At 73.1% G+C, this 14,582-nt stretch carries 13 protein-coding genes; 12 read left to right on the top strand and 1 reads right to left on the bottom strand.

All coding sequences use genetic code 11. The annotated features are described in order from the left end of the window. Window positions 1-2 precede the first annotated feature (2 nt). Window positions 3-1,742, bottom strand: coding sequence for an ABC transporter substrate-binding protein (locus AB0G59_RS25925; RefSeq protein ID WP_360916146.1), 1,740 nt, complete (start codon window positions 1,740-1,742; stop codon window positions 3-5). Window positions 1,743-1,871: 129 nt separating this feature from the next. Here AB0G59_RS25925 and AB0G59_RS25930 point away from each other — a divergent pair, with 129 nt between their 5' ends. From AB0G59_RS25930 to AB0G59_RS25985, 12 genes are all read left to right on the top strand, one after another. Next, window positions 1,872-3,242 (top strand): aminopeptidase P family protein, encoded by a 1,371-nt coding sequence (locus AB0G59_RS25930; RefSeq protein ID WP_360916148.1) that lies wholly within the window; start codon window positions 1,872-1,874, stop codon window positions 3,240-3,242. Window positions 3,243-3,325: 83 nt separating this feature from the next. Beyond that, window positions 3,326-4,474 carry an FAD-dependent oxidoreductase gene (locus AB0G59_RS25935; RefSeq protein ID WP_360916151.1) on the top strand — a complete coding sequence of 383 codons (1,149 nt, stop codon included), beginning with the start codon at window positions 3,326-3,328 and terminating at the stop codon, window positions 4,472-4,474. Between the two features lie 43 nt (window positions 4,475-4,517). Next, window positions 4,518-4,832, top strand: a complete 315-nt coding sequence (locus AB0G59_RS25940; protein ID WP_360916153.1) for a (2Fe-2S)-binding protein — start codon at window positions 4,518-4,520, stop codon at window positions 4,830-4,832. After that, entirely contained in the window at window positions 4,813-6,258 is a 1,446-nt protein-coding gene (locus AB0G59_RS25945; RefSeq protein ID WP_360916155.1) for an NAD(P)/FAD-dependent oxidoreductase, read from the top strand. Before AB0G59_RS25940 ends, AB0G59_RS25945 begins: the two co-directional genes overlap by 20 nt. 67 nt (window positions 6,259-6,325) lie before the next feature. After that, on the top strand, window positions 6,326-7,234 hold the full coding sequence (locus AB0G59_RS25950; protein ID WP_071966886.1) for a dihydrodipicolinate synthase family protein: 909 nt from the start codon (window positions 6,326-6,328) through the stop codon (window positions 7,232-7,234). Window positions 7,235-7,298: 64 nt separating this feature from the next. After that, window positions 7,299-8,303: a proline racemase family protein gene (locus AB0G59_RS25955; RefSeq protein ID WP_360916158.1), complete on the top strand. Its 1,005-nt coding sequence runs from the start codon at window positions 7,299-7,301 to the stop codon at window positions 8,301-8,303. Beyond that, on the top strand, window positions 8,300-9,682 hold the full coding sequence (locus AB0G59_RS25960) for an aldehyde dehydrogenase family protein (RefSeq protein WP_360916161.1): 1,383 nt from the start codon (window positions 8,300-8,302) through the stop codon (window positions 9,680-9,682). Before AB0G59_RS25955 ends, AB0G59_RS25960 begins: the two co-directional genes overlap by 4 nt. 46 nt (window positions 9,683-9,728) lie before the next feature. Beyond that, window positions 9,729-10,451, top strand: a complete 723-nt coding sequence (locus AB0G59_RS25965; protein WP_360916164.1) for a GntR family transcriptional regulator — start codon at window positions 9,729-9,731, stop codon at window positions 10,449-10,451. Window positions 10,452-10,519: 68 nt separating this feature from the next. Continuing rightward, window positions 10,520-11,074: a hypothetical protein gene (locus AB0G59_RS25970; protein WP_360916167.1), complete on the top strand. Its 555-nt coding sequence runs from the start codon at window positions 10,520-10,522 to the stop codon at window positions 11,072-11,074. 130 nt (window positions 11,075-11,204) lie between these two features. Continuing rightward, entirely contained in the window at window positions 11,205-12,191 is a 987-nt protein-coding gene (locus AB0G59_RS25975) for a CapA family protein (RefSeq protein ID WP_360916170.1), read from the top strand. Window positions 12,192-12,393: 202 nt separating this feature from the next. Next, window positions 12,394-13,230, top strand: coding sequence for a phosphatase PAP2 family protein (locus AB0G59_RS25980; RefSeq protein WP_360916173.1), 837 nt, complete (start codon window positions 12,394-12,396; stop codon window positions 13,228-13,230). Between the two features lie 161 nt (window positions 13,231-13,391). Beyond that, the gene (locus tag AB0G59_RS25985) at window positions 13,392-14,579 is read left to right on the top strand and encodes an acyl-CoA dehydrogenase family protein (RefSeq protein ID WP_360916175.1); all 1,188 of its coding nucleotides are present in this window, start codon (window positions 13,392-13,394) and stop codon (window positions 14,577-14,579) included. Window positions 14,580-14,582 lie beyond the last annotated feature (3 nt).

The raw sequence follows: 14,582 nt of genomic DNA on the forward strand, positions 1-14,582 counted from the left end.
CCTCAGCCCTGGCTCTTGGAGGGGTCCTTGAGGCCGACGGTGGCGTAGTCGAGCTGGCCGCCGAAGGAGGTGTGCCCGTAGGCGCCGGCGATGTTGGTGCCGAGGACCAGCGGCCACCGCCGGACCAGGACCGGCACGGTCGGGGCCTTGGCGAGGATCTCACCGTCCAGTTGCTGCCACGCCTGGGCGGCCTGCTCGGTGTCGGTCATGGCGGCGATCTCGTCCATCCGCTTCATGGTCGCCTCGTCGCGGAAGAGGGAGTGGTTGCCGGAGTTGCCCTTGTCTTTGATGAAGCGGCCGTCGAAGACGAAGGGCAGGAAGGTGGAGCCGGAGGGGTAGTCCGGGCACCAGCCGGTGTAGACCATGTCGGTGCGGTTCTTGGTGTCGCCGATGGTGGCGTAGAAGGCGGACGGGTCCACGGTCTCGATGGTGACCTTGATGCCGGCCTTGGCGAGGGACTGCTGTATCGCCTCGGCCCGGCCCTTGTCGCCGGAGGAGACCGTGAGCTTGGTGGAGAAGCCGTCCGGCTTGCCGGCCTCCTTCAGCAGCTGCTTGGCCTTCTCGACGTCGCCGGCGGCGGGGACCTTCAGGGTGTCGGGCTGCTTGCCGCCGAAGAGCGTGGCCGGCATGTAGGCGGTCGACGGGTCGTTGAAGGCGGGGCCGCCGGAGGCCGTCAGGACGGCGTCCCGGTCGAGGGCGTACTGCACGGCCCGGCGGACCTTGACGTCGTCGAAGGGGGCCCGGCCGGTGTGCATCTGGACCATGTCCGTGCAGTTCTGGGACTCGGCGAGCAGGCGCTCTCTGACCTTCGCGTCCGGCAGCACCTTGGCCGCGCTCTCCGGCCGCAGGGCGTACCAGGGGACGGTGGAGGCGTCGGCGCCCTGGCTCGCGATCATCCGGTCGTCGATCTGGTTCGCCTTGAGCCCCATGAGGACGACGAGCTTGTCCGGGTAGGCCTTGCGGACCTCGTCCGTCTTCGGGTCCCACTTGTCGTTGCGGACGAGGACGAGCTTCTTGTTCCGGTCGTAGGAGTCGATTTTGTAGGGGCCGGAGGAGAACGGGCGGTTGTCGTACTGCGGGCCCTTGTCCCGTGCCTGCGGTACGGGCGCGAACGTCGGCATGACGGTGGCGTAGGGGAACTCCGCGAAGGACTTGCGCAGTTCGAAGACGATGGTGCGGTCGTCCGGCGTCTTGACCGAATCCAGGTGCTTGCCCTCGGCGGGGCCCCGGTAGCCCTCGGCGCCGGCGAGGTAGCGGGCCGCGTAGTCGGCGCCGCCGGGCAGGTCGGGGGAGAAGGACCGCTCCACGTTGTACTTGACGTCCTGCGCGGTGACGGGTGAGCCGTCCTCGTACGTCACGCCCTGCTTGAGGTGGAAGGTCCAGGTCCTGGCGTCGTTGGAGGGGGTGCCGAGATCGGTGGCGAGGTCGGGGGCCAGTTGCCCTCCCTTGGCTCCCGGCTCCGCCTTGTACGTGACCAGGGTGCGGTAGAGCAGCCGGGTCCCGAAGTCCATGTCGCTCATGACCCAGTTGCGGGCCGGGTCGAGGTGCGTGAAGTCCTGGTTGGACAGCACCGTGAGAGTGCCGCCCTTCTGCGGAGTGCCGCCGATCACCGCGCCTTCGTGGGCGGCGACGGGGTTCTTGGCGCCGTCGGCCGACTTCTTCCCGCCGGAACAGCCGGTCGCCCCCAGGGCGAAGGTGGCGGCCACGACCGTGGCCAGGGCAGTACAGGTGCGCTTGTTCATCAGTGGTCACTCCGTGAACAGTCGAACAGCCGGACGCTGGCTGAAATGTGACCCGTAACATAGTAATGTGAAATTGCACTGACAAGGTGTCAGTCACGCCGTTACCCACCTGTGTCCCAGGAGGACCTCGTGAACGAGCCGACGACCGCGGCGCCGCGCACGGTAAGTCATGACCTGCCCGCTTCACCGGAGTTCGCCCGCTTCATGGCGGGCGGCTGGGCGGCGACCCCGCTGCCGGCCGACATCCGGCTGCCCGTCGCGGACCTCGCCGCCGCCCGCCGGGCGAAGCTGTCCGCGAGCTTCCCCGGCGAGCGCCTGATCGTCCCCGCCGGAGAGCTGAAGGTCCGCTCCAACGACTGCGACTACCGCTTCCGGCCGCACAGCGCGTACGCCTGGCTGACCGGACTGACCGGCGAGGAACAGGCCGGACATGTCCTGGTCCTGGAGCCGGACGGCCCGCACCGCCACGAAGCGGTGCTCTACGTACGGCCCCGCTCGCCGCGCACCGGCGAGGGCTTCTACCGGGACCGCCGCTACGGCGAGTTCTGGGTCGGCCGCCGCCCCGACCTCGCCGAGGCCGAGCGCATGACCGGCATCCGCTGCGCCCACCTGGACGACTACGGCCTGCTGCCGCCGGGGCGCGACGCCTCCCACGACGCCCGGCTCGCCCGCACCCTGAGCGAACTGCGGCTGGTCAAGGACGCCTGGGAGGTCGGACAGCTCCAACTGGCCGTGGACCACACCGCCGCCGGCTTCGAGGACGTCGTACGGGCGCTGCCGCGCGCCCTGGCCCACCCGCGCGGCGAGCGGTGGATCGAGGGCGTCTTCGGCCTGCGCGCCCGGGCGGAGGGCAACGGCCCCGGGTACGACACCATCGCCGCCTCCGGCGCGCACGCCTGCGTCCTGCACTGGATACGCAACGACGGGCCCCTGGACCCCCGCGAGTTGCTGCTGTTGGACGCGGGCGTGGAGACCGACACCCTCTACACCGCCGACATCACCCGCACCCTCCCCCTCTCCGGGCGCTTCACCTCCGTCCAGCGGCAGGTCTACGAACTCGTCCTCGCCGCCCAGGAGGCGGGCATCGCCGCCCTCAAGCCGGGCGCGAGCTTCCGCGACTTCCACCGGGCCGGCATGCGCGTGATCGCCGAGGGGCTGGTGGAGTGGGGCGTGCTCAAGAGCGCCGAGGGTGACCTGTACCGCCGCTACACCCTCTGCAGCAGCGGGCACATGCTCGGCCTGGACGTCCACGACTGCGCCCAGGCGCGGGCGGAGACGTACCTGGACGGCGTGCTGGAGGAGGGCCAGGTGCTCACCGTCGAACCGGGGCTCTACCTCCAGCCCGACGACGAGACGCTGCCGCCCGAACTGCGCGGCATCGGCGTGCGGATCGAGGACGACCTGGTGATCACGGCCGAGGGCGCGCGGCTGATGTCGGGGGCGCTGCCCCGCACTCCGGACGCGATCGAGGCGTGGATGGGCGAGCTGGCGGGGAGTTGAGGAGGCCGCGAAGACCAGGAAGGCGAAGAAGACTGATCGGAACGACTCTTGGCAGTCGTAGTGCAATGTGAAATATTACTGACGTGCCAACGAGAAACTCCTCGGACGTCGTCGTCGTCGGAGCGGGGGTGATCGGCGCCGCGTGCGCCTACTACGCCGCCCGCTCCGGCCTCTCGGTCACCGTCGTCGACCGTGGCCCCGTCGCCGGCGGGACCACGGGGGCCGGCGAGGGCAACCTGCTGGTCTCCGACAAGGAACCGGGCCCCGAGCTCGAACTCGCCCTGCTCTCCGCGCACTTGTGGCGGGAACTGGCCGACGTGCTCCCCGCGAGCGTCGAGTACGAGGCGAAGGGTGGCCTGGTCGTCGCCTCCGACGAGGCGGGCATGGAGGCGCTGCGGAAGTTCGCCGCGACCCAGGCCCTGGCCGGCGTCACGGCGGAGGAGATACCGGCGGACCGCCTGCACGACCTGGAACCCCACCTGGCCCCCCACCTCGCGGGCGGCTGCCACTACCCCCAGGACGCCCAGGTCCAGCCCGCCCTCGCCGCCGCCCACCTGCTGCGCGCCTCGGGAGCGCGCGTACGCACCGGCGAGGAGGTCACCGCGATCCTCACCGGCGCGGACGGCGACGTGCGCGGGGTCCGGACACCCGCCGGCGACCTCCACGCCCCGTACGTGGTGAACGCGGCCGGCACCTGGGGCGGCGAACTCGCCGCCCTCGCCGGCGCGCACCTGCCCGTCCTGCCCCGCCGCGGCTTCGTGCTCGTCACCGAACCACTGCCCCGCGTGGTGCGGCACAAGGTCTACGCGGCGGACTACGTCGCCGACGTGGCGAGCGGCTCCGCGGCCCTGCAGACCTCGGCCGTGGTCGAGGGCACCCCCGCCGGGCCCGTCCTCATCGGCGCCAGCCGCGAACGGGTCGGCTTCGACCGCACGGTGTCGGTCGAGGTGCTCCGCCGCCTCGCCCACCAGGCCACGACGCTGTTCCCGGTGCTGGCCGGGGTGCGGGCGATGCGGACGTACGCCGGGTTCCGCCCCTACCTGCCCGACCACCTGCCCGCCATCGGAGCCGACCCCCGCGCGCCCGGACTGCTCCACGCCTGCGGCCACGAAGGCGCCGGCATCGGGCTCGCCCCGGCCACCGGGCTCGCCGTCGCCCACCTGCTGACGGACCGCGAATCGCCCCTGGACCTGGGACCGTTCCGCCCCGGCCGCTTCGCGCCGCCCGCCTGAGCCCTCCGCCCACCCCCCTTCCGCACCCGAGAGGAGGCCCGCAGTGGCCCGTACCCCCGCCGGCCTGGTCCAGGCCGAACCCGGCCCGCCGTTCGAGATCACCTTCGACGGCCGGACGGTCCCCGCCCGCCCCGGGCAGACCATCGCCGCCGCCCTGTGGGCCGCCGGCATCCTCGCCTGGCGCACCACCCGCGACGGCGGCCGCCCGCGCGGCGCCTTCTGCGGCATCGGACAGTGCTACGACTGCCTCGCCACCGTCAACGCGCAGCCCAACAGGAGAGCCTGTCTGGTGCCCGCCCGGCCCGGCGACGCGATCACCACCCAGGAAGGACACGGCCATGCCGGGCTCGCCGTCTGAGCCGTACGACCTCGCCGTGATCGGCGCGGGCCCCGCCGGCCTCGCCGGTGCCACCGCCGCCGCCCGGCTCGGCCTGACCGTCGCCCTCCTGGACGCCTCCACCCAGACAGGGGGCCAGTTCTTCCGGCACCCCGACCCGGCCATGAAAGCCGCACGACCGGGGGCCCTGCACCACGACTGGTCCGCCTTCGCCGCCCTGCGCCGCCGCCTGGAGAGCAGCGACGTCACCCACCTCGCCGGGCACCACGTGTGGACCGTGGCCCGCGAGGACGAACGGCTGTGGACCGTGCACGCCCTCACCGGCGCCGACGGCGACGGCGAACGCCCCGTACGGATACCGGCCCGCACGGTCCTGTTCGCCACCGGCGCCCATGAACGCCAACTCCCCTTCCCCGGCTGGACCCTGCCCGGCGTCGTCGGCGCCGGCGGCGCCCAGGCCATGCTCAAGTCCGGCCTCGTCCTGCCCGGCAGCCGGATCGTCGTCGCGGGCAGCGGACCGCTGCTGCTCGCCGTCGCCGCCTCGCTCGCCGCCGCGGGCGCCCGCGTCCCCGCCGTCGTCGAGGCGTCCGGCTACCTGGGATACGCCCGCCACCCCCGCGCCCTGGCCACCAACCCCCACAAGCTCCTCGAGGCGGCCGTCCACGGCTCGGCGCTGCTGCGCCACCGGGTACGGCCGCACCCGCGCAGCGCGGTCACCGAAGTCCACGGCACCGACCGCGTGGAGGCGGTCACCGTCTCCCGCCTCGACCGGCAGTGGCGGCCGGTACCCGGCACGGGCCGCCGCATCGCCTGCGACGCCCTGGCCGTGGGACACGGACTCATCCCGCAGACCGAGCTCGCCACGGCCCTGGGCTGCGCGATACGGCGCACACCCGACGGGACGCACGCCCTGCTCCTGGACGACCTGCAGGAGACCACGGTCCCCGGCCTGTGGGCCGCGGGCGAGAGCGGCGGTATCGGTGGCTGGCAACTCGCCCGCGTCGAGGGCGAACTGGCGGCCTTCGCCGTGGCCGACCGCCTGCGCGGCCGTACCCCTCCCGCCGCCGGTCCGCACCTGCGGGCCCTGCGCCGCCGCCGGGCCCGGATGCGCGCCTTCGCCGACGCCATGGCCACAGCCCACGCCCCCGGGCCCGGCTGGACCGACTGGCTCCGCGACGACACCGACGTCTGCCGCTGCGAAGAGGTCACCGCCGGCCGCGTCCGCGAGGCGGTCACCGACCTCGGGGCCCGCGACGCCCGCACCGTCAAGCTCCTGACCCGGGCCGGCATGGGCTGGTGCCAGGGACGGATGTGCGCGACGGCTGTCGCGTGCCTCGCCTCCGGGGCGGGGGAGCGGCCGGAAGAGGGCGCCGTGGCGCCGTCCGCCGAGCGCCGTCCCCTCGCCGTGCCCGTACCGCTCTCCGCTCTGGGCGACCAGGGCGAATGAACACAACAGACAGCACATCAGACAACACATCGGACAACACGTCAGGCAACGCAGAAGGGTTACCGGCATGACCGTCACCTCCTGGAACACCGACCACCCCTGGCGCGGCATCATGACCGCCACCGCGCTCCCCCTGCGCGAGGACCTCTCCGTCGACTACGACGCCTACGCCGAGCACGTCCGCTGGCTCATCGACAACGGCTGCGACGGCGTCGTGCCCAACGGCTCCCTCGGCGAGTACCAGACCCTCACCGACGAGGAGCGCGCCCGCGTCGTGCGCACCGCCGTCGAGGCGGCCGGCGACGGCGCCCGCGTGATGCCCGGCGTCGCCGCCTACGGCAGCGGCGAGTCCCGCCGCTGGGCCGAGCAGGCCGCCGAGGCGGGCTGCGGCTCCGTCCTGCTGCTGCCCCCCAACTCCTACCGCGCCGACGAGCACGCCGTACGCGCCCACTACGCGGAGGTCGCCGGCGCCGGAGTGCCGGTCGTGGCGTACAACAACCCCATCGACACCAAGGTCGACCTGACCCCCGGCCTCCTGGCCCGGCTCTACCACGACGGCAGCATCGTCGCCGTCAAGGAGTTCAGCGGCGACGTCCGGCGCGCCTACGAACTGGCCGAACTCGCCCCGGAACTCGACCTGCTCGTCGGCGCCGACGACGTCCTCCTCGAACTCGTGCTCGCCGGCGCCGTCGGCTGGATCGCCGGATACCCCAACGCCTTCCCCGACGCCTGCTCCCGGCTCTACCACGCCGCCGCCGCGAAGGACCTGGAGAAGGCGCTGCCCCTGTACACCTCGCTGCACCCGCTGCTGCGCTGGGACTCCAAGACCGAGTTCGTGCAGGCCATCAAGGTCTCGATGGACATCGCCGGCCGCCCCGGCGGCCCGACCCGGCCGCCGCGCCACCCGCTCACCGGCGAGATCGAGGCCGCGGTGCGCGCCGCCACCGAGAAGGCCGTCGCCGACGGCCACCGCTGACCCGCCGCCGGCCCCGTCCGTACCTCCGGGGCCGCCCGGCCGCCCGACCGCCGAAAGGACGTCCGTGCGCACTCGTCACGTCTTCCATGCCGTCGACTCCCACACCGAGGGCATGCCCACCCGCGTCATCACCGGTGGCGTGGGGGTGATACCCGGCGCCACCATGGCCGAGCGCCGGCTCCACTTCATCGAGCACCTCGACCACCTCCGTACGCTCCTGATGTACGAACCACGCGGCCACTCCTCCATGAGCGGCGCGATCCTCCAGCCGCCCACCCGCCCCGACGCCGACTACGGCGTGCTCTACATCGAGGTGTCCGGCCTGCTACCGATGTGCGGCCACGGCACCATCGGCGTCGCCACCGTGCTCGTCGAGACCGGCATGGTGCCGGTCACCGAACCCGTCACCACCGTGCGGCTGGACACCCCCGCCGGCCTGGTCACGGCCGACGTCCGGGTCGAGGACGGCGCGGCGAAGGCCGTCACCTTCACCAACGTGCCCGCCTTCTGCGTCGGCCTGGACCGCAAGGTGGAGGTGCCCGGCTTCGGCACGGTCACCTACGACCTCGCCTTCGGGGGCAACTTCTACGCCTTCGTCGAACTCGACGCGCTGGGGCTGCCCTTCGCGCGGGACCGCAAGGACGACCTCCTCGCGGCCGGGCTCGCCGTCATGGACGCCGTCAACGCCTCGCCGGACCGGCCCGTCCACCCCGAACGCCCCGAGATCAGCGGCCTCAAGCACGTCTACCTCGCCGCTCCCGGCTCCGACGCCCACCGCTCCCGGCACGCCATGGCCATCCACCCCGGCTGGTTCGACCGCTCGCCCTGCGGCACCGGCACCTCCGCCCGCATGGCACAGCTGCACGCCCGGGGCGCGCTCCCCCTCGACCGCGACTTCGTCAACGAATCCTTCATCGGCACCGAGTTCACCGGCCGCCTGGTGGGGGAGACGGAGGTCGGCGGGGTGCCGGCGGTCGTGCCCACCATCACCGGACGCGCCTGGATCACCGGCACGGCCCAGTACTTCCTCGACCCGGACGACCCCTTCCCCGGAGGCTTCCTGCTGTGACCGCCGCCCCGACACCGTTCCTCTCGCGCAACCCGGCCGATCCGGCCGACATCCTCACCGAGGTCGCCCCGGTCGGCGCCGACGCCGTCGCCGCGGCTGTCGAGCGGGCCCGCGCCGCCCAGCCGGGCTGGCTCGGCGGCGGCGCGGCCGCCCGCTCCGCGGCGCTCTCCGCGATCGCCGCCGCCGTCGAGGCCGCGGCCGCGGAGCTGGCCGACCTCGCCGTTCGCGAGGTCGGCAAACCGCTCGCCGAGGCCCGGGCCGAGGTGGCCCGCACCGCCGCCGTCTGGCGCTACTACGCCCAGGCTCCCTACGAGCCCACCGGCGCCGTCCACGAGAGCGCCGCCGGCCCCGGGCTGCTGCTGACCCGCCGCCGCCCGCACGGCGTCGCGGGCCTGATCACCCCCTGGAACTTCCCGTTCGCCATCCCCAGCTGGAAGGCCGCACCGGCCCTGGCGGCCGGCAACACGGTCGTCCTCAAACCCGCGCCGGAAGCCACCGCGTGCGCCCGGCGCCTGGCCGAGATCATCGGGCAGGCCCTGCCCGAAGGGGCGTTCACCCTGGTCACCGGCGGCCCGGAGGAGGGCGAGGCCCTCCTCGCCACCGCCGACGCCCTCTCCTTCACCGGCTCCACCACCGTCGGCACCGCGGTCGTACGGACCGCCACCGCCCGGGGCATCCCGGTCCAGGCCGAGATGGGCGGGCTCAACGCGGCGATCGTCCTGCCCGACGCCGACATCGCACGCGCCGCCGGCCACATCGCCTCAGCGATCGCCGGATACGCGGGGCAGAAGTGCACCGCCACCAGCCGCGTCATCGCCGTCGGCGCCGCCCTCGGCCCGCTGCGCGAGGCCCTCGCCGAGGAACTGCGCACGCTCGCCGTGGGCGACCCCGCCGACCCGGCGACGGTGTGCGGGCCGCTCATCGGCGAGCGGGCCCGCGACCGCTTCGCCGCGGCCCTGGAAGGGCTGCCCCCGCTCGCCGCCGGTACCGCCCCCGACGGCCCCGGGTGGTACGCGGCCCCCGCCGTGGTCGAAAAGCTCCCGGAAGGCCACCACCTGCTGCGGGAGGAGGTCTTCGGGCCCGTCGCGGTCCTGCTGCCCGCGGACGACCTCGCCGACGCCGTACGGATCACCAACTCCGTGCCGTACGGGCTGGTCACCTCGGTCCACACCGCCGGCCTCGACGCGGTCCTGCACGGCCTCGACCGCCTCGACACCGGTATGGTCCGCGTCAACGCGCCCTCCGCGGGCGTCGACTTCCATCTGCCCTTCGGAGGGACCAAGGCCTCCGGCCACGGACCGCGCGAACAGGGCCGCGCCGCCCTGGAGTTCTACACCTCGAGCCGGACGTACACCCTGACTCCCGCTCACACAATGTGACATTGTACGCTGGTGGTCCAGTCCATCGGGGCACGAAAGGGACACCATGGGGCACCTCCAGCAGCGCACCCCCCTCATCACCGCCACGGTGCGGCTGCGCGACCAGGTCGCCCACGCCCTGCGGGCCGCGCTGATCTCCGGTGAACTGCGCCCCGGCGAGGTCTATTCGGCGCCGGGTCTCGCGGAGGACTTCGGCATCTCCGCGACGCCCGTGCGCGAGGCGATGCTCGACCTGGCCCGCGAGGGCCTGGTCGAGCCGGTCCGCAACAAGGGCTTCAGGGTGACCGAGGTCAACGAGCGCGACCTGGACCAGTACACCGAGATCCGCACCCTGATCGAGGTCCCCATGACGGGCCGGATCACCCGGACCGCGGCCCGCGAGGAGCTCGAGGCGCTGCGGCCGGTCGCCGAGGAGATCGTGCGCGCCGCGCGCGAGCACGACCTCATCGGCTACCTCGAGGCCGACCGGCGCTTCCACCTCACCCTGCTCGCGCTCTCCGGCAACGAACGCCTCGTCGAAACCGTCAGCGACCTGCGCAAGCGCTCGCGCCTGTACGGCCTGAACGCCCTGGACGAGCGCGGCGAGCTGATCCCCTCGGCCGAGGAGCACCTCGAACTCCTCGACCTGATGCTGGCGGGCGACGCCGAGGGCGCCGAGAAGTGCATGGCCCGCCACCTCGGCCACGTGCGCTCCCTGTGGGCGAAGGGCGTCAGCGAGGACGGCCCCGACGGCGGCAAGCCGGCGCGGAAGCCCGGCGCCGGCCGCTGACGTTCACACCCGGGCGGCTCCGGCGCGCCGCGCTTCCACTTGGGCGGGCACGCTGCGAATCTGCTCGAATGATCAAGCGTTCCGCCGCCCGGTTCCTGGCCGTCGCCATGGCCGCTTCGGCGTTCGGCGGCATCAACGCTGCCGCCGCGTCCTCGGCGACCGCCGCCGACCCCGTGCAGCACATGTGCCCGGACTCCACCCCGCTGCAGTCCCGGTGGATCGACCTGCCCGGCCTCAAGCCCACCATGATCCACAGCGCCCACGTGTGCAGCCGGCGCAGCGGTGCCTCGATCAAGTCCATGGTCCGGCTGTACTGGCAGATCGAGGAGGACGTCATCCAGGACCGGAGCAAGCGGTACACCTCGTTCAAGGTGACCAACCGCCTGGAGCGTCGCTCCGGTGCCTCGGGTGCCGACTCCGTCGTCACCACCAAGGCCTGTGACGTCACCAACGAGGTCAACGGCGACTACGGCAACAGCGTGGGCCTGGAGTGCGCCTCCCCCTCCGCCACCTTCGACCCCGCGTACAAGTGGTCCGGGGACGCCGCGATCGTCTACGACATCGAGGGCGACAACAAGGGCCCCATCACCTGGAAGCTGACCGGCTCCGCGCTGACGAGCTGACCTCTCGCGAGGCCGCACAAGGCGGTGCCCGGGACCGGAGACGGCCCCGGGCACCGCCTCTTCGCTTTCTCCCCGGGCCGTGCGTCGCATACTGGCGGTGAGGGCGTCGGACCGGCGGAAGGCGGAGCGGATGGCGCCGATCACGGTGGCGATGGCCGGCGACACCATGCTGGGACGGGGCGTCGGCGAGCGGCTCGCACAGGTGCCGGAGCCCGCGACGCTGCTGAGCGAGGAGCTGCGCGCGGTCGTCGCCGGGGCCGATCTGTTCGTGGCCAACCTGGAGTGCTGCGTCTCCGGCCGCGGCGAGCCCTGGCCCGAGCCGGGCAAGCCGTTCTTCTTCAGGGCCCCGTCGGCCACCGCCGACGTGCTGGCCGAGCTGGGCGTGGACTGCGTCACCCTGGCCAACAACCACGCCCTGGACTACGGCTACGACGCCCTGGCGGACACCCGTGACCTGCTGACCCGGGCCGGCGTCCGGGCGGTGGGCGCGGGCCCGGACGCGGCCGCGGCCCGGGCGTTCGCCGTGCTGGAAGCGGGCGGGGTGCGCCTGGCCGTGATCGGCGTCACCGACCACCCGGAGGACTTCGCGGCCGGCGAGGACAGCCCCGGGGTGGCCTACGCCGATCTCGGGCACGGCGTGCCGGGCTGGCTCGCCGACCTCGTGGCCCGCGCCGCCGGGGAGGCCGACGTCGTGCTGGTCACCCCGCACTGGGGCCCCAACATGACCTCCGGGCCGCCCCGCCACGTACGGCGCGCGGCCGCGGCGCTGCTGGAGGCCGGGGCGACGATGATCGCCGGGCACTCCGCCCACGTCTTCCACGGGGTGGCCGACCGCGTCGTCCACGACATGGGCGACTTCATCGACGACTACGCGGTCGACCCAGGCCTCCGCAACGACCTGGGCCTGCTCTTCCTCCTCACCCTGGACGGCCCCGCCCCGGCGTCGTACCGGCCGGTCCGGCTCGAGGCGGTGCCCCTGTACCTGGACTACTGCCACACCACCGCGGCGCGCGGCGAGCAGTGGCGGTGGATCCACGACCGGTACGCACGGGCCTGCGCGGAGTTCGGCACGGAGGTGAGCGTCAGCGGAGAGCGGCTGGTCGTCGACTGGGTGTAGCGGCCGCCACTACACACCGTCACCGAGCGCCTCCGGTGCCCGCCCGGCGGCTACAGGCGGGACCGTGGTCCACGGCCCGGCGCGGTAGTTTTTGCTGTACAGCCGCGCCGACGTCATCTGCACGGCATGTACCCGTCACCCGACCGTACGTCTCGCGCTGCCGCCCCGGTACCGCCATACCGATCCGAAGGACGCCCCACCCATGCCCTACGTGCGCCATTGGCTGCGCAACTCCCTCCTGCTGTTCGCGAGCGCGATCGCGCTCGGGCTGGTCGCCGCGCACACGAAGGTGATCCAGCCGCACGACCTGGATCTGGACCGGACGATCCAGACCAACACGCGCACCGGCTGGCTGAACACCACGATGGAGCTGGTCAGCTACTGTGCCTCGCCGGTCGCCGGAGTGGTGATCCTCGCGATCTGGTGCGGGTACCTGCTGTTCGTGCGGCGCCGGCCCATCACCGCCGCGGCCGTCTTCCTCGTGGTCGCGGTCGGCTGGAACAGCACGCAGCTCGCGAAGGCCATCGTGGCCCGTCCCCGGCCGCCGCGTGAGTTCATGCTCGACCCCGAGATCGGCTCCAACAGCTTCCCGAGCGGTCACACCGCCTTCACGGTCGCCGTCGCCGTCGCCGTGTTCTTCCTCTTCCGCGAGTCCCGGCACCGCCGCACGGTCGTCGTCTGCGGCGTCCTCGCGGTGCTGCTGGTCGCCTTCTCCCGGATGTACGTCGGCGCCCACTACCCGACCGACACCTTCGGCTCGGTGCTGATCGCCGGCTCCGCGATCCTCTTCGTCACCGGCGTGTGGCACGCCTGGCTGCTGCCGAACCTGGAGCGCGTGCCGGTGCTGGGCGGCCTGCTGGGCCGCTTCGGCCTGGCCGAGGAGCGGGCCGCGCTCGCGGCGGCGGAGCACGGCGGCGAGTACGGCGACCCGTACGGCCAGTACGGTCACCACGACCAGTACGGTCAGTACCCGGCCGCCGGGCAGGGCCACGGGCGCCCGGCCTCCGGCGGCCGGCACCGCAGGCACGCGGGGCGCTGACGCCGCGCGGCATCACTCCCTCGCGCGAGAGCGCACGATCATGGCGGATCCCCGACGGGGGTCCGCCATTGTCGTACCCGCACGGCCTTCCGCATTACTGCAACACGTTCTACCGTGTGCGCCCGTACCCCAGGGACCGCCGGCGACCACATGGAGGGGCCGTGGATCTGCAGTACACCCCGGAGCAGCAGCGGTTACGGGCCGAACTGCGCGCCTACTTCGCGGACCTGGTGCCCGACGACGCGTACACCCGGCACGCCGACCCGGCCGAGCGCAAGCGCTTCTACCGGCGCACCATCCGCCGGCTCGGCGCCGACCGCCGGCTGGGCGTGGGCTGGCCGGTGGAGTACGGCGGCCGCGGGATGACGCCCATGGAGCAGTTCATCTTCTTCGACGAGGCCGCGCAGGCCGGAGTGCCGCTGCCCCTGATGGCGCTCAACACGGTCGGGCCCACGCTCATGCAGTTCGGCACCGAGGAGCAGAAGGCCTACTTCCTGCCCCGCATCCTCTCCGGCGAGCTGGACTTCGCCATCGGCTACAGCGAGCCCGGCGCCGGCACCGACCTGGCCTCCCTGACCACCCGGGCGGTACGCGACGGCGACGACTATGTCGTCAATGGACAGAAGATCTGGACCACCAACGGCGACACCGCCGACTGGGTCTGGCTCGCGGTCCGCACGGCCCCGGTGGAGGACGGCGTACCGCCCCACAAGGGCATCAGCATCCTCCTCGTCCCCACCAGCGACCCCGGCTACTCCTGCACCCTGATCAACACCCTGGCCTCGCACGACACCACCGCCAGCCACTACGACGACATCCGCGTGCCCGTCACCCGCCGGGTCGGCGAGGAGAACCGGGGCTGGCGCCTGATCACCACCCAGCTCAACCACGAGCGCGTCACCCTCGCCGCCCACGGCACCACCGCCATCAGGGCCCTGCGCGACGTACGGGACTGGGCCGCGGCCACCAAGCTCCCCGACGGCCGCCGCGTCATCGACCTCGGCTGGGTACGCGGCCGGCTCGCCCGTACGCACGTACGCCTGGACGCCATGAAGCTGCTCAACTGGCGCATGGTCGACGCCCTCCAGCACGGCACCCTCACCCCGCAGGACGCCTCGGCCGTCAAGGTCTACGGGTCCGAGGCGCGCCGGGACGCCTACGCCTGGCTGATGGAGGTCCTCGGCGCCGCGGGTCCCCTGAAAGAGGGGTCCGCGGGCGCGGTCCTCCACGGAGAGCTGGAGCGCGGCTACCGCAGCGCCGTCATCTTCACCTTCGGCGGCGGCAACAACGAGATCCAGCGGGAGATCATCTCCTGGATCGGCCTGGGGATGCCCCGGGTGCGCCGCTGACGC

The organism is Streptomyces sp. NPDC021096 (assembly GCF_040641275.1).
Lineage (GTDB): Bacteria > Actinomycetota > Actinomycetes > Streptomycetales > Streptomycetaceae > Streptomyces.